The organism is Chryseobacterium ginsenosidimutans (assembly GCF_039536845.1).
GTDB lineage: Bacteria > Bacteroidota > Bacteroidia > Flavobacteriales > Weeksellaceae > Chryseobacterium > Chryseobacterium ginsenosidimutans_B.
Window position 1 is genome coordinate 426,678 of the sequence record NZ_BAAAZJ010000009.1, and the last position, 19,612, is coordinate 446,289.

16 protein-coding genes are annotated in these 19,612 nt (G+C 34.7%); 5 read left to right on the forward strand and 11 right to left on the reverse strand.

Annotation, left to right across the window (positions count from 1 at the left end):
* Nucleotides 1-11 precede the first annotated feature (11 nt).
* The 3 genes from ABD745_RS12095 to ABD745_RS12105 form a co-directional block, all read right to left on the reverse strand.
* Entirely contained in the window at nucleotides 12-1,094 is a 1,083-nt protein-coding gene (locus ABD745_RS12095) for an acyltransferase family protein (RefSeq protein WP_344830019.1), read from the reverse strand.
* A gap of 16 nt (nucleotides 1,095-1,110) precedes the next feature.
* Nucleotides 1,111-3,252, reverse strand: coding sequence for a S9 family peptidase (locus ABD745_RS12100; RefSeq protein WP_344830022.1), 2,142 nt, complete (start codon nucleotides 3,250-3,252; stop codon nucleotides 1,111-1,113).
* 107 nt (nucleotides 3,253-3,359) lie between these two features.
* Complete coding sequence (locus tag ABD745_RS12105; protein ID WP_344830025.1) at nucleotides 3,360-3,518, reverse strand: hypothetical protein; 159 nt, start codon at nucleotides 3,516-3,518, stop codon at nucleotides 3,360-3,362.
* A gap of 374 nt (nucleotides 3,519-3,892) precedes the next feature.
* On the opposite strand from ABD745_RS12105, the gene ABD745_RS12110 reads away from it, so the two are divergent.
* Together ABD745_RS12110 and ygiD are read left to right on the forward strand one after the other, a co-directional pair.
* Nucleotides 3,893-4,405, forward strand: a complete 513-nt coding sequence (locus ABD745_RS12110) for a YceI family protein (protein ID WP_047397411.1) — start codon at nucleotides 3,893-3,895, stop codon at nucleotides 4,403-4,405.
* Between the two features lie 78 nt (nucleotides 4,406-4,483).
* Entirely contained in the window at nucleotides 4,484-5,311 is an 828-nt protein-coding gene (ygiD, locus tag ABD745_RS12115) for a 4,5-DOPA-extradiol-dioxygenase (RefSeq protein ID WP_344830028.1), read from the forward strand.
* 90 nt (nucleotides 5,312-5,401) lie between these two features.
* On the opposite strand, the gene ABD745_RS12120 is transcribed toward ygiD, so the two are convergent.
* The 3 genes from ABD745_RS12120 to hutH form a co-directional block, all read right to left on the reverse strand.
* Nucleotides 5,402-6,898 (reverse strand): S8 family peptidase, encoded by a 1,497-nt coding sequence (locus ABD745_RS12120; protein ID WP_344830030.1) that lies wholly within the window; start codon nucleotides 6,896-6,898, stop codon nucleotides 5,402-5,404.
* Between the two features lie 116 nt (nucleotides 6,899-7,014).
* A complete protein-coding gene (locus ABD745_RS12125; RefSeq protein ID WP_344830032.1) occupies nucleotides 7,015-7,461 on the reverse strand; it encodes a GNAT family N-acetyltransferase in 447 nt (148 codons plus the stop codon).
* 131 nt (nucleotides 7,462-7,592) lie between these two features.
* Nucleotides 7,593-9,080 carry a histidine ammonia-lyase gene (hutH, locus tag ABD745_RS12130; RefSeq protein ID WP_344830034.1) on the reverse strand — a complete coding sequence of 496 codons (1,488 nt, stop codon included), beginning with the start codon at nucleotides 9,078-9,080 and terminating at the stop codon, nucleotides 7,593-7,595.
* Between the two features lie 131 nt (nucleotides 9,081-9,211).
* On the opposite strand from hutH, the gene ABD745_RS12135 reads away from it, so the two are divergent.
* Nucleotides 9,212-9,973, forward strand: coding sequence for a hypothetical protein (locus tag ABD745_RS12135; protein WP_344830036.1), 762 nt, complete (start codon nucleotides 9,212-9,214; stop codon nucleotides 9,971-9,973).
* Between the two features lie 79 nt (nucleotides 9,974-10,052).
* A complete protein-coding gene (uvrC, locus tag ABD745_RS12140) occupies nucleotides 10,053-11,846 on the forward strand; it encodes an excinuclease ABC subunit UvrC (RefSeq protein ID WP_344830038.1) in 1,794 nt (597 codons plus the stop codon).
* Nucleotides 11,847-11,912: 66 nt separating this feature from the next.
* Here uvrC and ABD745_RS12145 read toward each other — a convergent pair whose 3' ends face one another.
* From ABD745_RS12145 to ABD745_RS12155, 3 genes are read right to left on the reverse strand one after another with little or no spacing between them, the layout of a single operon-like run.
* Nucleotides 11,913-12,662 (reverse strand): hypothetical protein, encoded by a 750-nt coding sequence (locus ABD745_RS12145; protein WP_344830041.1) that lies wholly within the window; start codon nucleotides 12,660-12,662, stop codon nucleotides 11,913-11,915.
* A gap of 13 nt (nucleotides 12,663-12,675) precedes the next feature.
* Entirely contained in the window at nucleotides 12,676-13,758 is a 1,083-nt protein-coding gene (locus ABD745_RS12150; protein WP_344830044.1) for a putative type IX sorting system protein PorV2, read from the reverse strand.
* 12 nt (nucleotides 13,759-13,770) lie between these two features.
* The gene (locus tag ABD745_RS12155; protein WP_344830047.1) at nucleotides 13,771-14,649 is read right to left on the reverse strand and encodes a DMT family transporter; all 879 of its coding nucleotides are present in this window, start codon (nucleotides 14,647-14,649) and stop codon (nucleotides 13,771-13,773) included.
* A 424-nt stretch (nucleotides 14,650-15,073) separates the two neighbouring features.
* Here ABD745_RS12155 and ABD745_RS12160 point away from each other — a divergent pair, with 424 nt between their 5' ends.
* The gene (locus tag ABD745_RS12160; RefSeq protein ID WP_344830049.1) at nucleotides 15,074-16,702 is read left to right on the forward strand and encodes an acyl-CoA carboxylase subunit beta; all 1,629 of its coding nucleotides are present in this window, start codon (nucleotides 15,074-15,076) and stop codon (nucleotides 16,700-16,702) included.
* A gap of 80 nt (nucleotides 16,703-16,782) precedes the next feature.
* Here the strand turns inward: ABD745_RS12160 and ABD745_RS12165 are convergent, their stop codons facing one another.
* Nucleotides 16,783-18,222 (reverse strand): AAA family ATPase, encoded by a 1,440-nt coding sequence (locus ABD745_RS12165; RefSeq protein ID WP_344830052.1) that lies wholly within the window; start codon nucleotides 18,220-18,222, stop codon nucleotides 16,783-16,785.
* A 78-nt stretch (nucleotides 18,223-18,300) separates the two neighbouring features.
* The gene (locus ABD745_RS12170) at nucleotides 18,301-19,422 is read right to left on the reverse strand and encodes a vWA domain-containing protein (protein ID WP_344830054.1); all 1,122 of its coding nucleotides are present in this window, start codon (nucleotides 19,420-19,422) and stop codon (nucleotides 18,301-18,303) included.
* Between the last annotated feature and the right edge of the window lie 190 nt (nucleotides 19,423-19,612).

Here is a 19,612-nt window from a genome sequence, read left to right on the forward strand (position 1 = left end):
GAAAGGCAGAATTAAGCCTGAATTTTATTTTTAAGCTTTAAAAACTGTTTTTCAAAAAGATGGTAAGATAATGCAGAAAATATTACGGTAGAAACAAATGATAATAAAGTGATCTCAATCCATCCCAATTCAAGTTTATCCCCAATTTTAATGAATAAACTGATAACCATAGTATGAAATAAGTATAATCCGTATGTATATTTACCAAGTTTAGCCAAGATACTTTTATCTGAAATTTTAAAAACATTCCTCTCGCCAAGCGTAAACAAAATCAACCCTGAAAATAAAATACTGAACAGCAGCGAACTCAATTTTAAATCAGGAATTATGTTTGTATTTGCAACAATTACAATGACTGCTAAGACTGTTACAGCATATAAATACTTGTAAACAGCCGGAATTTGTTCCAAATTTTTAATAATATCTTTTCTGAAAACAAAAATATAAGCAGGAATTGCCCCAAAAGCAAAATAATGAATATTTGTAAACAGATCTAAAGTATTCAGATCATATTTTTCATAAACGGTTTGCATAAAAAAAGAGAAAATAATACATCCAACAAACAGTTTTGGAATATTTCTTAAAGAAATAAAATAAAAAGCCAATCCCCAGAAAATATAAAAATGTTCTTCTACACAAAGTGACCAAATTACCGTTAACGGTGCGACATTTGGAAGTTCTCTAGTGAACATCGCCATATAATTTTCGAGAAATGTCAACGTAAAAAACCAATTCGGCTGATATCCCTCATTGGAGTAGGAAATGTTGAAAAATTTAAGAATAAAAGGTGTACACATTGCAAATAAAACCATTGCATAATACAACGGCCAGATTCTTAATATTCTTCTTTTAAAAAACTTTTTTAATGGAACTTTCCCCTGATTATTAATTTTTTCAAGGATCAAAATATAAGTGATGAGAAAACCACTCAAAACAAAGAAAAAAGAAACACCAATCCCCCCTTCATGAGAAAAATAGTATAAAATACTGTCTTCAGGAACGGGGGAATGGCGTAAGAAAACTAATAAAAAAGACAGAAACCTCAACGAATCGAACGTATGAAAGTGTATTCTCTCTGTTTTTATAAAGTTCATCCTGTATTTTTAAGTATTATTTTTTCAGATTCTGGTCAAAATAATCTGTTACTTTCTGCATCAAATGTACTCTGTCTTTTCCAATAACATTGTGAGGATGTCCCGGATAAACGAAATAATCTAATTGTACTCCATTATCAACAGCAGATTTTATGAATTTGATCGAATGCTGCCAAACAACAACATCATCCTGCGCTCCGTGGATCATTAATAATTTCCCTTTCAGATTCTGAACCTTATCCAAAAGATTTGCCGTTGCATATCCTTGCGGATTTTCCTGTGGCGTATCCATATATCTTTCACCATACATGATTTCGTACATGCTCCAGTCGATTACAGGACCTCCTGCAACTCCCACTTTGAAAACATCGGGATTACGAAGCATGAAACTTGTTGTCATAAATCCACCAAAACTCCATCCGTGAATTCCCATTCTTTCTGAATCAACGTAAGGAAGAGATTTTAAATAATCAACTCCTTTCATCTGATCTTTCATTTCAGCTGTTCCCAGGTTTCTGAAAACTGCCTGTTCAAATTTTAATCCTCGGTTTGAAGAACCTCTTCCGTCCATCGTGAAAATGATGTATCCGTTTTGAGCCATATATTCATACCAAAGATTTCCTGAAGCCGGGAAAGTATTTGTAATCAATTGCAAATGTGGTCCGTTGTATAAATAAACAATAACAGGATATTTTTTATTCGGATCAAAATTAGTTGGAAGAATAATTTTTCCATACAACGGTGTTCCATCGTCTGCCTTTAATTCTATATTTTTAATTTCCGGACGCTGATAGTTTTTTAATGTATTTTCAGCCGTAAGAAGATTGTTTGATTTTAAAGTATTGGTGTTAATGATATTTGCAACTCGTGGTGTATTTGCATTGCTGTACATATCATACAGATAATTTCCGTCACTGCTTAAAACTCCTGTATGGACTCCATCTGCATTATCCATTCTCTGCATTTTGAAGTTGGTCCAGTTTATTCTGTATAAATGTTTTTCCAAAGGAGTTTCTTTCGTAGATGTGAAATAAATTTCCTTTTTCTTTTCATTAAAACCTAATATTTCAGTTACCAGCCAATCGCCTTTCGTGATTTGCGCAACCAGTCCTTTTTCTAAACTATAATGGAACAGATGGTTATAACCCGTTCTCTGACTTTGCCAGATGAAATCTGTATTTGAATTCGGGAAGAATGTCAACGGATGTTGTGGCTCGACGTATTTGTCGCTCGTTTCTTCGAATAAAGTTTTCACTAAATTTCCTGTTGCAGCGTCATACTGATTCATTTTCAGATGATTCTGACCTCTGTTTAACACGCCTACAAAAATATATTTAGAATCCGGGCTCCAGGTTACTGCCGTTAAATATTGATCTTTTTCACCATCAATTTTCAGGAAAGTCGTTGCTTGGGTTTTAATATTGAAAACTCCCAAAGTCACCTGATGAGACGTTTGTCCCGCCATCGGATATTTGATGTTGTGATTCACAGCAGGAGTTACAGACCAGTCGATCACAGGATAATCTGCAACCATGGTCTGATCCATTCTGTAAAATGCTACACTTTCAGAGTTTGGAGCCGGGAAAATTCCTGTATCGATCCCGAATTCGTTTCTGTGAACATTAGCTGCACCGTTCAGAATATTTTCATCTGAATCGTTTGTTACAGCGATTGTTTTTCCGTTTTTACTGATAAATAAATTATTCTTTACTGTAAATGCAAAAGTCTGGTTATCTCCAAAGATCTTTATATTTGAAGCGTTTTCATCGACAGCAACAGAATTTTTGGTTTTCCAGTCGCTTCCTGATTTCTCAACCCAAACCATTTTACCATTCGAATTGAAATAACCGTTAGAATTATTAATGAATTTAATCTGGGGAACAGCTTTGAATTTATTCTCAGCTAAATTTTTATTTAACTGGGTTAAAGACACCAAAGTATCCTGCTTGTTCGTTTTTAAATCAGTAATTAAATATCCTCCTTTTACAGCCTGAATGTATGATTTCCCATCATTAGACCATGAAAACTGAGAGATATTTTTCACTGCAAGATTGCTTCTCAAGCCATTAACAGCCTCCGCCATCGTAAATTTTTGAGTCTGAGCAAATGCCGAACTGCCCAAAACCAGCATCAATAAAGAAAACTTATGTAATTTCATCGTAAAAAATTGAATCCACCAAAAATAAGAAATAAAAACCAACCGTTAAGAAATGTTAAATTAAAAGATTCGTAAAATGGGAATAACGGATTGATAGAAATTAATTCTTAACTTAATGATGGATTTTGATTGATGGTTTTTAGTTGATTATTCTTGGTTTGCGTTCTGTCATTCTGAATGGAACGAAGTGGAGTGAAGAATCTATATTGATAAAGCTTTACACTCTGTTTGTCATTCCGTAGGAATCTAGGTACGAATCTTTCCATATTATTCTCTAAAAATTTTGTTGAGATCTATTCAGGATGACAAAGTGCATGGTAATAATGGATGTGTTATTTTTTTGAGATTGCTTCGTCGCTTCGCTCCTCGCAATGACGAGAGGTAATAATGACGACAAATATCTTAGCCCCGATTGAAGTGAAAATCCTTTTTTGAAAAAAAAGATTGCAACGGAAAGCGGGAAATAGCTCCAAAAAATAAGTAATGAATAATTGGTAATGAGTAATAGATTTCTTCTTTATCGAAATGACAATGATTATAAAAAATTATTACAAAAATCATTTCTTATCCTACGTCAATGATTTGTACCTGTCACTTGATATAAATTTGCACTATAAATAACAAACAAAATTACAATACAATGGCAACAAAATGGAACCTAGACCCAGCTCACAGTGAACTTACTTTCAAAGTAAAACACATGATGATTTCTAATATTAAAGGAAACTTCACCAACTTCACTGCAGAAATCGAAGCTGAGGATGATACTTTTGCAAACGCTAAAACGACAGCTACCATTCAGACAGATTCTATCTCTACACACAATACAGACAGAGATAACCACCTGAAGTCTGCAGAATTCTTCAATGCTGAAGCAAATCCTACGATTACTTTCGAATCTTCTGCTTTGAATAACGAAGTCACTGGAAATCTTACCATCAACGGAATTACAAAACCTGTAACACTGGATGTAGATTTCAACGGAATCAACGTTGACCCATGGGGAAATACAAAAGCTGGTTTCTCTTTTGAAGGAAAAATCAACAGAAAAGATTTCGGATTAAACTGGAATGCAGCTCTTGAAGCAGGAGGTGTAATGGTAAGCGAAGAAGTGAAATTAGCAGGAGAATTACAGTTCGTAAAACAAGCATAATTTTTAACAAATATTTTAAAAGGTTCAGGGATTTTTCTAAAACCTTGAACCTTTTATTTTTATATAATCTTCAATAAAATGAACCTCAACGACCTACAAAACATAAGCGAAAATTTTGGGAATACTCAAAGAATGCCTGTCTTATTTCTAGGACACGGCTCGCCTATGAATGCTATTGAAGAAAATCAGTTTGTACAGGGATTCCGAAAAGCGGCGACCGAAATTCCGAAACCGAATGCTATTTTGTGTATTTCTGCACATTGGTTTACGAACGGAACGATGGTAACGGCAATGGACATGCCACGAACGATTCATGATTTTGGAGGTTTTCCGCAGGCTTTGTTTGATGTAGAATATCCTGCTCCGGGAAATCCTGAACTGGCAAGAGAAACCGCTGACCTTTTAGCTCCTGTTTTGGTTAAGGAAGATCATAATTGGGGTTTGGATCATGGAGCATGGTCGGTGATAAAACATATGTATCCGGAAGCAGATATTCCTGTGATCCAGATGAGTATTGATTATACGAAAGCTCCGCAATATCATTTTGATTTAGCCAAAAGATTAAATAAACTTCGCGAAAAAGGAATTTTAATAATCGGAAGCGGAAATATTGTTCATAATTTACGATTAATCGACTGGAAAAATGTCAACACCGTCGGAGCTGGCTGGGATTGGGCAGTTGAAGCCCGTGAAAAGACCAACAACTGGCTTTTAGATGGAAATTTCCGAAATATTATTGATTATCAAAAACAGGGAACTTCTCTGCAATATGCAATTCCTACTCCTGATCATTATCTTCCGTTGATTTATAGTTTAGGTTTGAAAGACAAGTCTGAAAATCTGGCTTTATTTAATGATGAATTGATTGGCGGCTCGCTGAGTATGACGAGCGTAAGAATCGGATAGATTAATTTAATATAGTTTTATAAAAGGAAAAAGTAATGTCGTTATTGAACAACATTACTTTTTTTATTTTCAAATAATTTAATTAAAATTTTACTGAACAGCCTGTAAAACATTAATATTACCGTATCCATAATCTGAGTTCGGACTTGGGTAATACGTTGCCGACTGTCTCATTTTATTCAAAACCTGATCTCTTGTCCATGATGGATTTTTAGACCATACTAAAGCTGCAATTCCTGCTGTAGAGGCCGTTGCCACCGAAGAACCACCGACATAATCTGTTTGTGCATTATAATAACTCAGCACCGGAATATTATTTCCTGAAGCTCTTTCCATTTGATAGGTAAAATCAATTTCAGATCCGGAATGACAAACGTCGCATTTCTGGTTTGAAGTATTTTCTTTCACCCCTGTTATTGCTTGTGTTTCAGGCATCCAAGCCGGGAAAATCACCCCTACGAAATTGGTAAAACTTGTGGAAGTTCCTCCTGCGCAGAAAATCAGTTTCCCTTTAGAATAGGCATATTTTACACCATCTTCAATTTTTCCGACAGAGAAAATGTGTCCCATTGACATGGAAATGATTTTAACATTGTTGTTATTTCCTAATTCTGTAAAAGCTATTTTAACTCCATTTTGTTCGTGATAGCCTTCTAAAACTACGTTCGAAGCTGCTCTATAAGTCACTAAATTCGCATTATAAGCCACACCGACAGGTTGCCCTTGATTATTTCTCGGAGCTGCCATCGCAGAAGCCATACTTGTTCCGTGACCGCATTTATCGGCAGAACCGTCATAACCCGTACTCCACGGCCAGACTGAATCTACATATACTCCATTTTTACTGATTGTTCTTCCAGAAGAAAGTCCGTTATTGAAGCTGCTTCCCAATAAACTTTGTTCGGGAGAAACACCGCTGTCAATCACACCGATTGTAATTCCGGCACCTGTACTATAACTCCAGGCGTTGATAATATTATGTTTTGTGAAAGACCAGGGCGCTTTTGCATTAGGAGTTACAGTTGTATAATCTGCTGCATTTAAAGCTGTCGATTCAAATCCGCATCCTGAAGAACTTCCGCTGGATTTTGCCGTTCCGTTGAATTTATTTTCATTTTCAAAATAATGGTAATCTGCAGGTTCCAAGTAACGGATATTTTTCATTTTTCTAAGAGCAATAACCGTTTCCTGCTTTTCTATCGCAACATCAATCTGATTTAAATATTGATCCGAAGACAATAAAATTCTGTCAGTTTTTCCCTCATATTTTTTAATCACATCTAAAATTTCGTTTTCAATAGCTTGGTTATTAGCATCTAAACTTCTGTCGAAAGAAGATCCGAATCCGATAGAAGCAATTTTATTCCCTTGAAAAATGGCGCTCCAGACAAAATGATCAGAAGATTCGTTCCAGGAAAATCGTCCTTTGGTTTTGATGTTTTCGTTAATTTTTTCATTGATCTGTTTTGCCGTCAAAGGATCTTTTTGAGTAATTTCAATGTTGTTTGGACTGTTTTGAAGGTCGTCTCTGTTACATGCCGTGAAAACAAAAAACAGCATGAGCAGGTAAAATACATGTTTTTTCATATAAAATAATATTTGATTGGTAAAACCAAGATATCACTTTACATTGAATCACAGGCGCTTAAAATTTAATTTATCTTTAATTTCATTATGTTAAAAATAACATTCAGCACTAATAATTATAATGCTTTTTCATAACAGACACTTTTATCAATTCCGATATACTGTCCGTAATTGGGAATTCTTTGATACCCGCTTTTTTCATAAACAGAAAGTGCTTCATTCTGCTCTAATGAACTTTCCAGAACAGCTTTTTTGTAACCCAGTTCTTTTGCCCAATTTTCAAGTTCTTTTACAATAGTTGTAGCCAAACCTCTTTTTCTAAAATCCGGATTGGTATACATTCTTTTAATTTCAACACTATTTTCTTCAAATTTTTTGAATGCTCCACAAGCTGCAGGAATTTCATCAATATAAATGACAATGCAGTTTTTAATCATATCTATTTTATTAAATTGATCGTAAAAATCATGGTCATCACCATTACGAATTGCCAGATCGGCGTCTAAAAGTTTTACTAAATTCTGAAAATCTTTATTTGAAGAGTCTGTTCTTTTGATTGTCATTCAATTATTTTTACTTTACTAAATTAATAATTTTTATGCTCTCTCCAATTTAGCAGGGTTATACAGACACTTACTTGTTCAATAAAAAAAGCTCCCATTTCTGGAAGCTTTGTATTTATTTAGTTTGAGAATTAATTAACTACAAATTTTCTTTCATTAATCAATTCTGCAATCGCCAACATATCTTTTCCAATCAATCTGTCTTCTTCAAGTTTTGCGACTTTCGAACGAAGAATTGTATAATTTTCTTCAATAATTTTTGAACATTTTGCAGGTCTTCTGAATTCCAAACCTTGCGCTGCAAACATTAATTCTACTGATAAAATATTCACCAGATTTCCAAGAACCTGATTGAATTTTCTACCCGAAATACTTCCCATCGAAACATGATCTTCCTGTCCTAAACTCGTCGGAATAGAATCCGCAGAAGCCGGGAAGCACAACGTTTTATTTTCCGTTACCAATGCTGCAGAAGTATATTGAGGAATCATGAATCCTGAATTTAATCCTGAGCTTTCCGTTAATAATCTTGGTAAGCCGTATTTTCCTTCCAACAGTAAATAACTTCTTCTGTCTGAAATATTTCCTAATTCAGCCGCTGCCAAAGTTGCATAATCCAAAGGTAAGGCCATCAACTGTCCGTGGAAATTTCCTCCGGAAATAGATTCTTCTGCACTTAGAACGATTGGGTTATCCGTTACAGAATTTAATTCTGTTTCAGCCATTAATTTAAGATGTTCAAACGCATTTCTGCTCGCTCCGTGAACCTGCGGAACACATCTCATGGAATAAGGATCCTGCACTCTGTCACAATATTCGTGAGCCTTCATATTTTCAGAACCTTTCAAGAACTTCAGCATTCTTGCTGCCACTTTTTTACTTCCTTCGAATGGTCTGATATCGTGAAGTTCTTTTTTGAAAGGACTTTGAGAACCTCTGTATGCTTCAAGACTCATTGCAGCCGTCATATCTGCCAAATCCAACAAATATTCGAATTTTTCCAATCCTTTTATAGCGTGAGAAAGAATAAACTGAGTTCCGTTAATTAGTCCCAATCCTTCTTTCGGTCCTAAAACCAATGGTTCAAGGTTATTTTTTTCTAAAATTTCTGCAGTTTCAAAAATTTCATTTCCAACCCAAACCTGACCCAAACCTAAAAGCGGCAAAACCAAATGTGCCAAAGGAGCTAAATCTCCCGAAGCACCAACAGAACCTTGTTCCGGAACTACAGGAATAATGTCTTTTTCCAACATTAAAATCAATCTCTCGATCACCTCTAAAGAAACTCCCGAAAACCCCTTTGACAACGCATGAACTTTCGCGATCATCATGATTTTTGAAAATTCCTTATCAATTGGTTTTCCTACACCAACTGCGTGAGAAATAATTAAATTATATTGTAAAAGCGCCGTTTCGTCAGCAGAAATCTTCGTATCACAAAGAGGTCCAAAACCTGTATTAATACCATAAACACATCTGTCCGAAGCTACAATTTCCTGAACGTTTCTCTGAGATTTTAAAATCTGTTCTTTTGCAGCTTTATTAAGTTTAGCCTTATTTGGAGCTTTACATATCTCCAAAACATCATGGAAACTGAAAACATCTACACCGTATATCATTCTCTAAATTTTGTCTTAAAATTACACATTTAACAATAATTGGAAAAACTAATTTTTCTAAGCCTGCATTTTTCTGAAAACAAGTGAATTAATTTACTATTTTTACGCCGAAATTAAAAATTGATACCCTTATGAAACTTAAAACTTTGTTGCTTGCACTGTTTCTTGTAAGCACAGCTTCTTTCGCACAGAAAGTAAAATATTCTAAAGAAGACATCAAAAAAATGGAGCAATACCTTTTCAACGAAGGCTTTAACGCTCCATCCGTCAAAAAAACTTCCACTGTAATTTTAAAGGACGGAACTACCCATAAAGGTTTCTGCAGTAAAACAGATACCAAAAAAGGACAGATTTTCGAAGTCACCATTAAAGACAGTATTACAAAAAAACCTACTGTTTTTGTTGCTGACAATATCAGTGAAATGTATTTATATCCAAATGAAGCTGAAAAATTCATGAAAGTTGCAAAATATATGGGCAATATCAGAAATTATCAGACAAAAAAACTTAAGAATACTACAACAAAGGATCGTATTCACTTTGTTAATCAAACGGTTTCTTTGAAAAATAAAAAAGATGATAAAGAATTCTTAATGCAGGTAATTAATCCTGAATTTGATGATATCATTTCTGTTTATCATGATCCCAGAGCAAAAGAAACAACAGGTTTCTCTGTAATGGGCTCCCCAAGCTTGGGCGGTGGTGTTACCAAATCTTATTATGTAAAAAAAGGTAACAAAGTAATGTGGCTTCATAAGGATGATTTTGAAGATAACTATGATTTCCTTTTCGGAGACAATGCAGAATTCATGAAAAAGTATCCTAAAAACTCTGTGGAATGGGATTATTTTAGTTTTCTGGTTCAGGAATATACCGCAATGACAAACGGATAAATTAATTTTAACATAAAATTGTAAAGCCGTAGATTTTCTATGGCTTTTTTCGTGCCTTTAAATTCCGTAATTTTGTGTTATGAATCCTTCTTTAGAATTACAACTCAAAACTTTACCCTCAGAACCTGGCGTTTATCGTTATTATGATAAAAATGAACATTTATTGTATGTAGGGAAAGCAAAGAATCTAAAGAAAAGAGTTCTTTCATATTTTAATAAAAATCTTCCTGGATACAGAACCAGAATCATGGTCGGAAAAATCCAGCGACTGGAAACGACTATTGTAAACAGCGAATACGACGCACTTTTATTGGAAAACAATCTTATAAAAGAACATCAGCCGTTTTATAATGTCATGCTGAAAGATGACAAAACCTATCCATGGATTTGTATTAAAAATGAAGATTTTCCGAGAATTTTTCTGACAAGAACGAAGATTAAAGATGGTTCAGAATATTACGGACCTTATGCAAAAGTGCGTCCTGCAAAGATTTTACTGGATACTATTAAACATATTTATAAGCTCAGAACCTGTAATCTGAATTTAGCTCCCAATAAAATCGAAGACGGAAAATATAAAGTCTGTTTAGAATATCATATTAAAAACTGCGAAGGACCTTGTGAAGGGTTGGAAAGCAAGGAAGATTATGATGAAAAAATCGATGCCATTCGTGGAATTATCAAAGGAGATTTCCGAAAAGCAAAGGAATATCTGGTGAATCAGATGATGAAATATGCAGAAAGTCTACAATTTGAACAGGCACAATTCATCAAAGAAAGATTGGATGCTCTTGAAGATTATCAGGCTAAAAATACGGTTGTAAACCCAAGTATTGACGATGTAGATGTATTTGGAATGACAAGTGATGAAACGGCAGCTTATGTCAATTTCTTTAAAATCAGAAACGGAAATATTATTCAAAGTTTCACGACGGAAATTAAGAAAATTCTTGAGGAATCCGATGAAGATATTTTGGAAGAAGCCTTGATTGAAATCCGTCAGAAATTTGATTCCAATTCAAAAGAAGTGCTTTTACCTTTCCATTTATCTGTAGAAATTCCGAATGTGAAACTGATTGTTCCAAAAGTTGGCGATAAAAAACGCATTGTTGAGCTTTCGGAGAAAAATGCGAAAGAATATCGTTTAGAAAAATTAAAACAAGTCCAAATTATCGATCCGGAAAGACATTCCAACAGAATCATGGCGGAAATGAAGAAGCTTTTGAGAATGCCTGTCGAACCTCGACATATTGAAGGTTTTGATAACTCAAATATTCAGGGAACAAATCCTGTTTCGGCGTGTGTTGTTTTTAAAGACGGAAAGCCCAGCAAAGCAGACTACAGAATTTTTCATCCGAAAACAGTAGAAGGTCCGAATGACTTTGCGACAATGGAAGAAGTCATTTATCGCCGTTATAAAAGAATATTGGACGAAGGAGAAGCGTTGCCTCAATTAATTTTGATTGATGGTGGAAAAGGTCAGTTATCTTCTGCTGTAAAAAGTTTAAAATTACTCGGACTTTATGGAAAAATAACGATTGTCGGAATCGCAAAACGTTTAGAAGAAATTTTCTTCCCCGAAGATCCTATTCCGCTATATCTTGATAAAAAATCTGAAACGCTGAAGATTTTACAACGGGTACGAGACGAAGCGCACCGGTTCGGAGTAAAACATCACAGAACGAGAAGAACAAACTCAACTATAAAATCCGAGCTGGAGGAAATTCCGGGTGTTGGAGAAAAAACCATTGAATTGCTTTTATCTAAATTAAAATCTGTAAAACGGATTAAAGAATCTAATTTGGAAACTTTGGAAGAAATTTTAGGCAAAAGCAAGGCAAAAGTGATTTATGATTTTTTTAATAATAACTAATTACAATATCTAAAAATGAAAAAGTCCTCGAATTGAGGACTTTTCTTATTTTGTAAAACGATTTCGTTATTTTTTCGAAAAAACTTCTTTAAAATACTCTCCATTACCTTGCGGAATTTCTATTACAATATTACCATTTTCAAAATAGCCTAATGTAGAATCTCCGTTTTGTAACTTTACTCTAAAAACATCGTTCTTAGTTGTCGCCTTAAAAGTAGCGAATGGAGATGTACTGTTTGAGCTTACTAAAATAAACTGACCGTTATCAATCTGAATTCTCTGCAGATCCATTTTTCCGTTACTGAATTTTTGAGCTCCGCTGTCAGTTGAAGTTGAAACCGTATTTGTTACTACTTGAGTAGTTGTAGTAGTTGTTTCCTGTATTTTATTATTTTGAACCTGATTCACTGGATTAGCAGGAGAAATCGAAACATAGGTCTGTTTCAAAGCATCCTGATATCCTTCTTTATATTCCTTAATATTTGAAGCACCTTTTACTGACGATATTACTTTATCATTACAATCTTTAAACTGCACTAATACTTTGTTTCGTAAAAATCCACTGTCATTAATAATATCTGCGATCAAAACATTGCAAGGATTACTTTGTGCATCAGACGGCCATTGCAGTTTATCTGTAGGAACAATAGTATAATTTTTGGCTCTTAAAGTTTTTATTAACAGTTCACCTAAACCGAAATCCTCCTTAAAAGTTTCGAATTTAACTGGTACAGAAATATATTTATAATCAGAAACCTTTTGCCCAAAAGCAAGCATTGAACAAACAGTAAGTATAAGTATTGTTAATTTTTTCATTTTTTTTCATTTTTTAGTCATTTCTAAACTGTCCCATATCTAATTTCAGGGAGAAGAAATTTGAATAGAAATTAGATCCTCCAATTCCTGAGTTTGTGATCGCGTAATCCAATGTAAGACCTCTGTATCTGATCCCGATACCTGCACTCGGCTGGAAAGAAACTTTTCTTCTAAGATCTTCAATATCTGTAATCGACTGGAATCTGTTTACCCCTAATCTTACAAAAATCATTTTCTGATAGCCTAATTCAGCTCCGGCATAAGGAGTCAAACTTGCAAAATCCGTCGAAACCAATGCAGCTGTTTTAGCAAAATCCACATTAATTCCGGCTTCCGGTAAAACATAAACACTGCTGTTAATTTCAAAAATTTTACTTACTCCGGCATTCAATTTCGGCATTGTCAATTCCATTTTATCTTTTGGAGCCGGGTTGAATTCTTCCCCGTTTACAATAGTCGAAAGTTCTTTTTGATTTACGCTCCAGAAGTTTACAGTAGTTGTTGCATCTCTCAGCATACCACCTATTTTCCATCCGTTATCCATTTTATAGATAGCACCGATATCAAAACCGAATCCGTATCCGTTTGCAAATTTCCCTACATTTCTGTAAACGATTTTAGCATTAATACCAACATCTAATTTTGTATTTCCTCCTGGGTTAAAAGCATAAGAAAGAATTGCAGCATAATCCGACTGCGAGAATTTCGTGATTTTATCATAATCAATATTTCCTTCCGTGTCGATCAACTGGGTTGTATTCAAAATATTATCAACCCCGAGTCTTACTACAGAAACTCCGAAAACTCCTGTTTCCAAAACTTTTGCATACGCCAGATAGTCATATTTTGCGATAGACTCAAAATATTCTGCGTGCATCGCTGCTCCTTGCCAATCTTTTTCGATTGCCATTAAACCTGCAGGATTCCACATAGGAGAATAAACGTCGTCCTGGTTGGTAACTACCGCTCCTCCCATTGCCAAACCTCTGGCTCCCGCTCCGATATTCAGGAATTCATTGGAATATTTTCTGATAATCTGAGATTGCGATATCCCAAAAACCAGGGAAAATACAAGTAAAAAATATTTTTTCATCATATATTTTGATGCTTAATTTAACGTTTTTTGTTTCTTAGCTTTTATTAATCCGTTAGCAATGATTGCCAGTATCATAACTCCTGAAGCGATATAAAAAATCGGACTCATGTGTTCTGATTCCCCAAAGATAAAAAAAGCTAGTATAATTCCGTAGACCGGTTCTAAATTAACTGTTAAAATTAGTGTAAAAGGTGAAATATATTTCATCAGATTCACCGATTCCAACATCGGAAAAGCGGTAAAAACACTCGCCAACAAGCATATTAACGCAATATCGCGGTAACTTATTTCATTCATGTGAAAAATTTGCCCCGAAAACAAATAAATTATCATTAATATAAACCACCCGGAGAAAATTTCATAAAAAATAATATTTCCTGAGCTTGTTTTCCCAAACATCTTTCCGTTGAAAACTGAAAATATTGTCCCGAAGACAGCACAAAGAACTCCATAAAAAATTCCTTCTTTAAATCTGAATTCTGTTTTAAATATCAATAAAATACAGGCTACGATTATAACTCCCATAATCACTTCGGAAATATCGATCTTTCTTTTAAAAATAACAGGTTCTAAAATCGAAGCAAATAATGTAGATAAGGAAAGACAGCTTAATGCAATAGAAACATTCGAGACTTTAATAGAATAAAAAAAACACCACCAGTGAAGTGCCATAGAAAACCCGATTGCCGCAAGCTGGAAAAAAAGTTTCTTTGAAATTTTAATGCTTTCTTTCTTGAAAACCCTGATGTAAACAAAAAGACAAATTGCCGCAAATAACATTCTGTAAAAAACCAGAATTTGGGCATTTGCATGAATCAGTTTTCCCAAAATTGCAGTAAATCCCCATAAAAATACAATTAAGTGCAATCTGAAAAGAGCTAATTTATGCATATCCTACCTACTTTTAAATTTTGTGCAAATTTACAAATAGCTTTTACAAATCCTGTAAAAATTTTGTGTTAAACTTACCAAGTTTTTGAAGAATTTTTCATTTTCAAATTAACTTTAAAAATAAAATGAATTGTTTTATGATTTTGAGATAAATTAAAACAAAAAACCCTGAAAATTTGTTCAACTTTCAGGGCCTTCAAATAATAAACTATTAAAAAAATAAACTAGGAACTTAGAGTATTTATATAGAAACTTTCATCCCTATTACTCTATTGTAAAGTTAGCAAAATACGCACCAAAAAAAATATATCAATTGTTAAATATTTCATAAATTTCTGAAAACCAATTTATTAAACAATTGTTTTACTTCAATTCGAATTCCTATTAAAAATAGTATCTTTAAGCGGAAAAAATTGAAATTTTTATGGACATTGAATTCAACAAACGAGAAGATCAAAACAGATTAAAATTATCCGAAATAAATCGCTTACTCGCTGACATCAAAAAAGGAGGAGGAGAAAAAAGGCTTCAAAAGCTACGTGACGAAGGAAAAATGACGGCAAGAGAAAGAGTAGAATATCTTCTCGACAAGGATTCAGATTCCATAGAAATTGGTGCATTTGCAGGTTACGAAATGTATGAGGAACACGGCGGCTGTCCAAGTGGTGGTGTTGTAGTGGTAATGGGATACGTTTCCGGCAGACAATGTTTAATTGTTGCTAATGACGCTTCAGTAAAAGCCGGAGCATGGTTCCCTATCACAGGAAAGAAAAACCTGAGAGCTCAGGAAATTGCCATGGAAAACAGGCTTCCGATTATTTATCTGGTAGATTCTGCCGGTGTTTATCTTCCCATGCAGGACGAAATTTTCCCTGACAAAGAAATGTTTGGAAGAATTTTCAGAAATAATGCCAAAATGAGTGCTGCAGGTATCATCCAGATTTCAGCCGTAATGGGCAGCTGTGTTGCTGGTGGAGCCTATCTGCCGATCATGAGCGATGAAGCGATGATCGTTGAAGGAACCGGTTCTATTTTCCTTGCAGGAAGTTATTTGGTGAAAGCTGCGATCGGAGAAACTATCGATAACGAAACGCTGGGAGGAGCAACAACTCACTGTTCGATTTCCGGAGTTACAGATTATAAGGCTAAAGATGACAAAGATGCATTAAACAGAATCAAAAATATCATGAAATCTTTAGGTTCTACTGAAAAAGCAGGTTTCGACAGGATTGAAAGTGCTCAGCCAAAAGAAAAACCTGAGAATATTTTCGGAATTATGCCTGCATCCAGATCAGAACAATATGACACTTTTGACATCCTAAAATGCTTAGTTGATAATTCGGAATACGAAGAATATAAGCCAGATTACGGTAAAAGTATCATCTGTGCAACTGCTAGAATCGACGGTTGGTCAGTAGGAATTGTAGCCAATCAAAGAAAATTGGTAAAAAGCGGAAAAGGTGAAATGCAGTTTGGAGGGGTAATCTATTCTGATTCTGCTGATAAGGCGACAAGATTTATTGCCAACTGTAATCAAAGAAAAATTCCTTTGGTATTTTTACAGGACGTAACTGGTTTCATGGTGGGTTCAAAATCTGAACATGGAGGAATCATTAAAGACGGAGCAAAAATGGTAAATGCTGTTTCAAATTCTGTAGTTCCTAAATTCACGATCATTACAGGAAACTCTTACGGTGCAGGAAATTACGCGATGTGCGGAAAAGCTTATGACCCCCGATTGATCGTCGCTTGGCCATGGACAGATCTAGCCGTAATGGGTGGAGCTCAGGCGGCAAAAGTTTTAGCACAGATTCAGGAATCTACTTTGAAAAAACAAGGAAAAGAAATTACTGAAAAAGAACATAACGAAATTTTAGATTCTATTTCTAAAAAATATAAAAAACAAACAGAAGCAACTTATGCTGCGGCAAGATTGTGGACAGATGCGATCATTAATCCTGTAGACACCAGAAAATGGATTTCTATGGGAATTGAAGCCGCAAATCATTCTCCGATTACTGAGAAATTTAATTTGGGAGTTATTCAGGTTTGATAATTGTTAAAACAATTTAGTTATAAAAAAAGATGTGGAACTAGTTTTCCACATCTTTTTTGTAATAGTATTAAAGCTTATTAAGAAAAGAATACTCCCGTTTTGAAACGTTCTTTATTCAGTTTTTTATTAACAGCCAATCCCCAAAGAATAAATTCCTTTAAGAATAAAATATCTTCAGGACTTGTATCTGGCTGATATTTTTCTATAATCTGATCAAGCGGATTGATTCTGTTAAGATTTTTAGCATACATTTCATCCGAAGATTCATCTGTAATTTCTAAAAAGCCATCGTCTTCCAAAAACCAATCTGTAATTTGGCTAAATGGTCCTTCTACATTCTTTTTTTCCAACTTTTCAACTTTCGGAAAATAAGAGGTGAATAAAGTTCTTATGGCATTATCGATCAACATTTGGGCAACTGCTTCTGCACCTTCCTGCTCTCCTTCATATACCAACTCCACTTTTCCTGTAATTGCCGGGATTACTCCTACAAAATCGCTTAATCTTACAGTCGTCTTTTCTTCACCTGCTAGCAAAGATCTACGTTCAGCCGTACTTAATAAATTTTCAAAAGCGGTGATACTCATACGAGCACTCACTCCACTTTTTGAATCTACATATTCACTTTCACGGGCTTCAAAACCGATCTGTTCCAAAAGATCTTTAGCCAAAGAAGGAACGTAAACAGAATCTTCCTGACGTTTGTCTAAACTTGATTCATATTTGGTAATTTCTTTGGCTATATGAATGTTTTCAGGATAATGGGTCAAAATCTGTGATCCGATACGGTCTTTCAGCGGGGTTACAATACTTCCTCTATTGGTATAATCTTCTGGATTGGCAGTGAACACAAACTGTATATCTAAAGGCATTCTCACCTTAAAGCCACGAATCTGCACATCACCTTCCTGAAGAATATTAAACAAAGAAACCTGAATTCGCGCCTGAAGATCCGGTAATTCATTAATAACGAAAATACAGCGGTTCGCGCGGGGAATCATTCCGAAATGAATCACACGATCGTCCGCATAAGATAATTTAAGATTGGCAGCTTTGATAGGATCGACATCACCGATAAGATCAGCAACCGTCACGTCCGGAGTCGCTAATTTTTCAAAAAATCTTTCATCGCGATGCAACCATTCTATCGGTGCATTATCGCCTTCTTCTTTAATAAGCTCTTTAGCATAACGTGAGATCGGATTTAGCGGATCATCATTGATTTCGCTGCCTCCTACAAAGGGAATCCACTCATCTAATAAAGTAGTCATCATCCTTGCCAATCGGGTTTTTGCCTGACCTCGCAGACCTAATAAATTGATATTATGACGACTGAGAATAGCATGTTCCAATTGAGGAAGAACTGTATTTTCATACCCGAAAATCCCCTCAAAAACAGACTCTTTATTAGTAATTTTGTGTCTTAAATTATCTCTTAACTCATCTTTGATACTTTTAATTTTATATCCTGATGCTTTTAACGAACCTAATGTTTTTATATCTGGCTTTGCAGTCATTTTATTTAAAATCTGATTTATAATTCTTGAAAATAGTATTTGCTTACTCATTAATGACTAAACATTGATATTTAAATTTTAACGTAATCTTTTCTTGCGATTGGCTTCATAATCTTCAAAAACCATATGTCCTAAGCCGTTAAGACCTGTATAAAAGGCTTTTCCTTGATTGGCTTCCGTAAATTCATTTACAAAATGTTGGAGGTAAGGATCCTGTGCAATCATAAAAGTAGTAATTGGGATATGTAATCTTCGAGCCTGGGCAGCCATATTATAACATTTTTGGACTACATATTCATCTAAGCCAAAAGAATTCTTATAATAAGTACCGTCTGACTCACGCACACAGCTTGGTTTTCCATCAGTGATCATGAAGATTTGTTTATTGGTATTTCGCTTTCTTCGCAAAATATCCATTGCCAACTGAAGTCCTGCAACCGTATTTGTATGATATGGACCAACCTGTAAATAAGGAAGTTCCTGAATCTTAACAGGCCAAGCGTCATCTCCAAAAACAATAATATCTAAAGTATCTTTCGGATATCGAGTTGTAATAAGCTCTGCAAGTGCCATTGCCACTTTTTTAGCAGGAGTGATACGATCTTCTCCGTACAAAATCATACTGTGACTAATATCGATCATCAAAACCGTACTCATCTGGGACTGATGAATACTGTCTTCAACAATCAAATCATCTTCTGTAAGATGAAAATCACCTATCCCATTATTAATCTGTGCATTTTTAAGACTTTCTGTAATAGAAATTTTTTCAACAGGATCTCCAAAGTGATAATTTCGAAATTCTCCTGTTGTGTCTTCACCAGAACCACTTTTGTTTGTTTTATGATTTCCGTTTCCACTTTTTTCCAGATTTCCGAATATTTGTTTAAGAGCCTGTTTTCGGATATTTTGTTCCATTTTTGCACTTAAAGTCACTCCTCTGCCAGTCCCGTTGGCATCTATTTCCTCACGGATATATCCTTTTTTCTTAAGATCCTCTATAAAATCATCTATGGTATATTCTGCTGTAGTAAGTTTATATTCATCATCAAGCATTCGAAGCCAATCTATGGCTTCATCAAAATCTCCCGAAGTATGAGTTAACAAATCGGTAAAAATTTCCAGCAGTCTCTCAAATACAGACAATTCTGGTGCTTTGTAAGTCTCAAATCTGAACCCTCTCACAATATGCTCTTTCATAAGATAAAGTTACAACATAAATTCAGAGGTCATTAAGAGATTTAGTCTATTTTAATATTTATTAATTAAAATAATCTTCTGTGTCTAGTCTCAGCAAAGCAATAGTTTTTAAGGAGCTTACTCCTGCTATCCACTCATACTCCTCGTTCCTACACTTTCTTTCAGAGCCGAAGCTTACTGCGGGGTAACC

Excerpts from the sequence above, each read along its gene's own strand:
- ygiD (WP_344830028.1), top strand. The coding sequence starts at position 4,484 with ATGAACCTCAACGACCTACAAAACATAAGCGAAAATTTTGGGAATACT.
- ABD745_RS12165 (WP_344830052.1), bottom strand. The coding sequence starts at position 18,222 with ATGACTGCAAAGCCAGATATAAAAACATTAGGTTCGTTAAAAGCATCA.
- ABD745_RS12170 (WP_344830054.1), bottom strand. The coding sequence starts at position 19,422 with ATGAAAGAGCATATTGTGAGAGGGTTCAGATTTGAGACTTACAAAGCA.
- ABD745_RS12155 (WP_344830047.1), bottom strand. The coding sequence starts at position 14,649 with ATGCATAAATTAGCTCTTTTCAGATTGCACTTAATTGTATTTTTATGG.
- ABD745_RS12105 (WP_344830025.1), bottom strand. The coding sequence starts at position 3,518 with ATGGAAAGATTCGTACCTAGATTCCTACGGAATGACAAACAGAGTGTA.
- uvrC (WP_344830038.1), top strand. The coding sequence starts at position 10,053 with ATGAATCCTTCTTTAGAATTACAACTCAAAACTTTACCCTCAGAACCT.
- ABD745_RS12135 (WP_344830036.1), top strand. The coding sequence starts at position 9,212 with ATGAAACTTAAAACTTTGTTGCTTGCACTGTTTCTTGTAAGCACAGCT.
- ABD745_RS12110 (WP_047397411.1), top strand. The coding sequence starts at position 3,893 with ATGGCAACAAAATGGAACCTAGACCCAGCTCACAGTGAACTTACTTTC.
- ABD745_RS12125 (WP_344830032.1), bottom strand. The coding sequence starts at position 7,461 with ATGACAATCAAAAGAACAGACTCTTCAAATAAAGATTTTCAGAATTTA.
- ABD745_RS12120 (WP_344830030.1), bottom strand. The coding sequence starts at position 6,898 with ATGAAAAAACATGTATTTTACCTGCTCATGCTGTTTTTTGTTTTCACG.
- ABD745_RS12160 (WP_344830049.1), top strand. The coding sequence starts at position 15,074 with ATGGACATTGAATTCAACAAACGAGAAGATCAAAACAGATTAAAATTA.
- hutH (WP_344830034.1), bottom strand. The coding sequence starts at position 9,080 with ATGATATACGGTGTAGATGTTTTCAGTTTCCATGATGTTTTGGAGATA.
- ABD745_RS12145 (WP_344830041.1), bottom strand. The coding sequence starts at position 12,662 with ATGAAAAAATTAACAATACTTATACTTACTGTTTGTTCAATGCTTGCT.
- ABD745_RS12150 (WP_344830044.1), bottom strand. The coding sequence starts at position 13,758 with ATGATGAAAAAATATTTTTTACTTGTATTTTCCCTGGTTTTTGGGATA.
- ABD745_RS12095 (WP_344830019.1), bottom strand. The coding sequence starts at position 1,094 with ATGAACTTTATAAAAACAGAGAGAATACACTTTCATACGTTCGATTCG.
- ABD745_RS12100 (WP_344830022.1), bottom strand. The coding sequence starts at position 3,252 with ATGAAATTACATAAGTTTTCTTTATTGATGCTGGTTTTGGGCAGTTCG.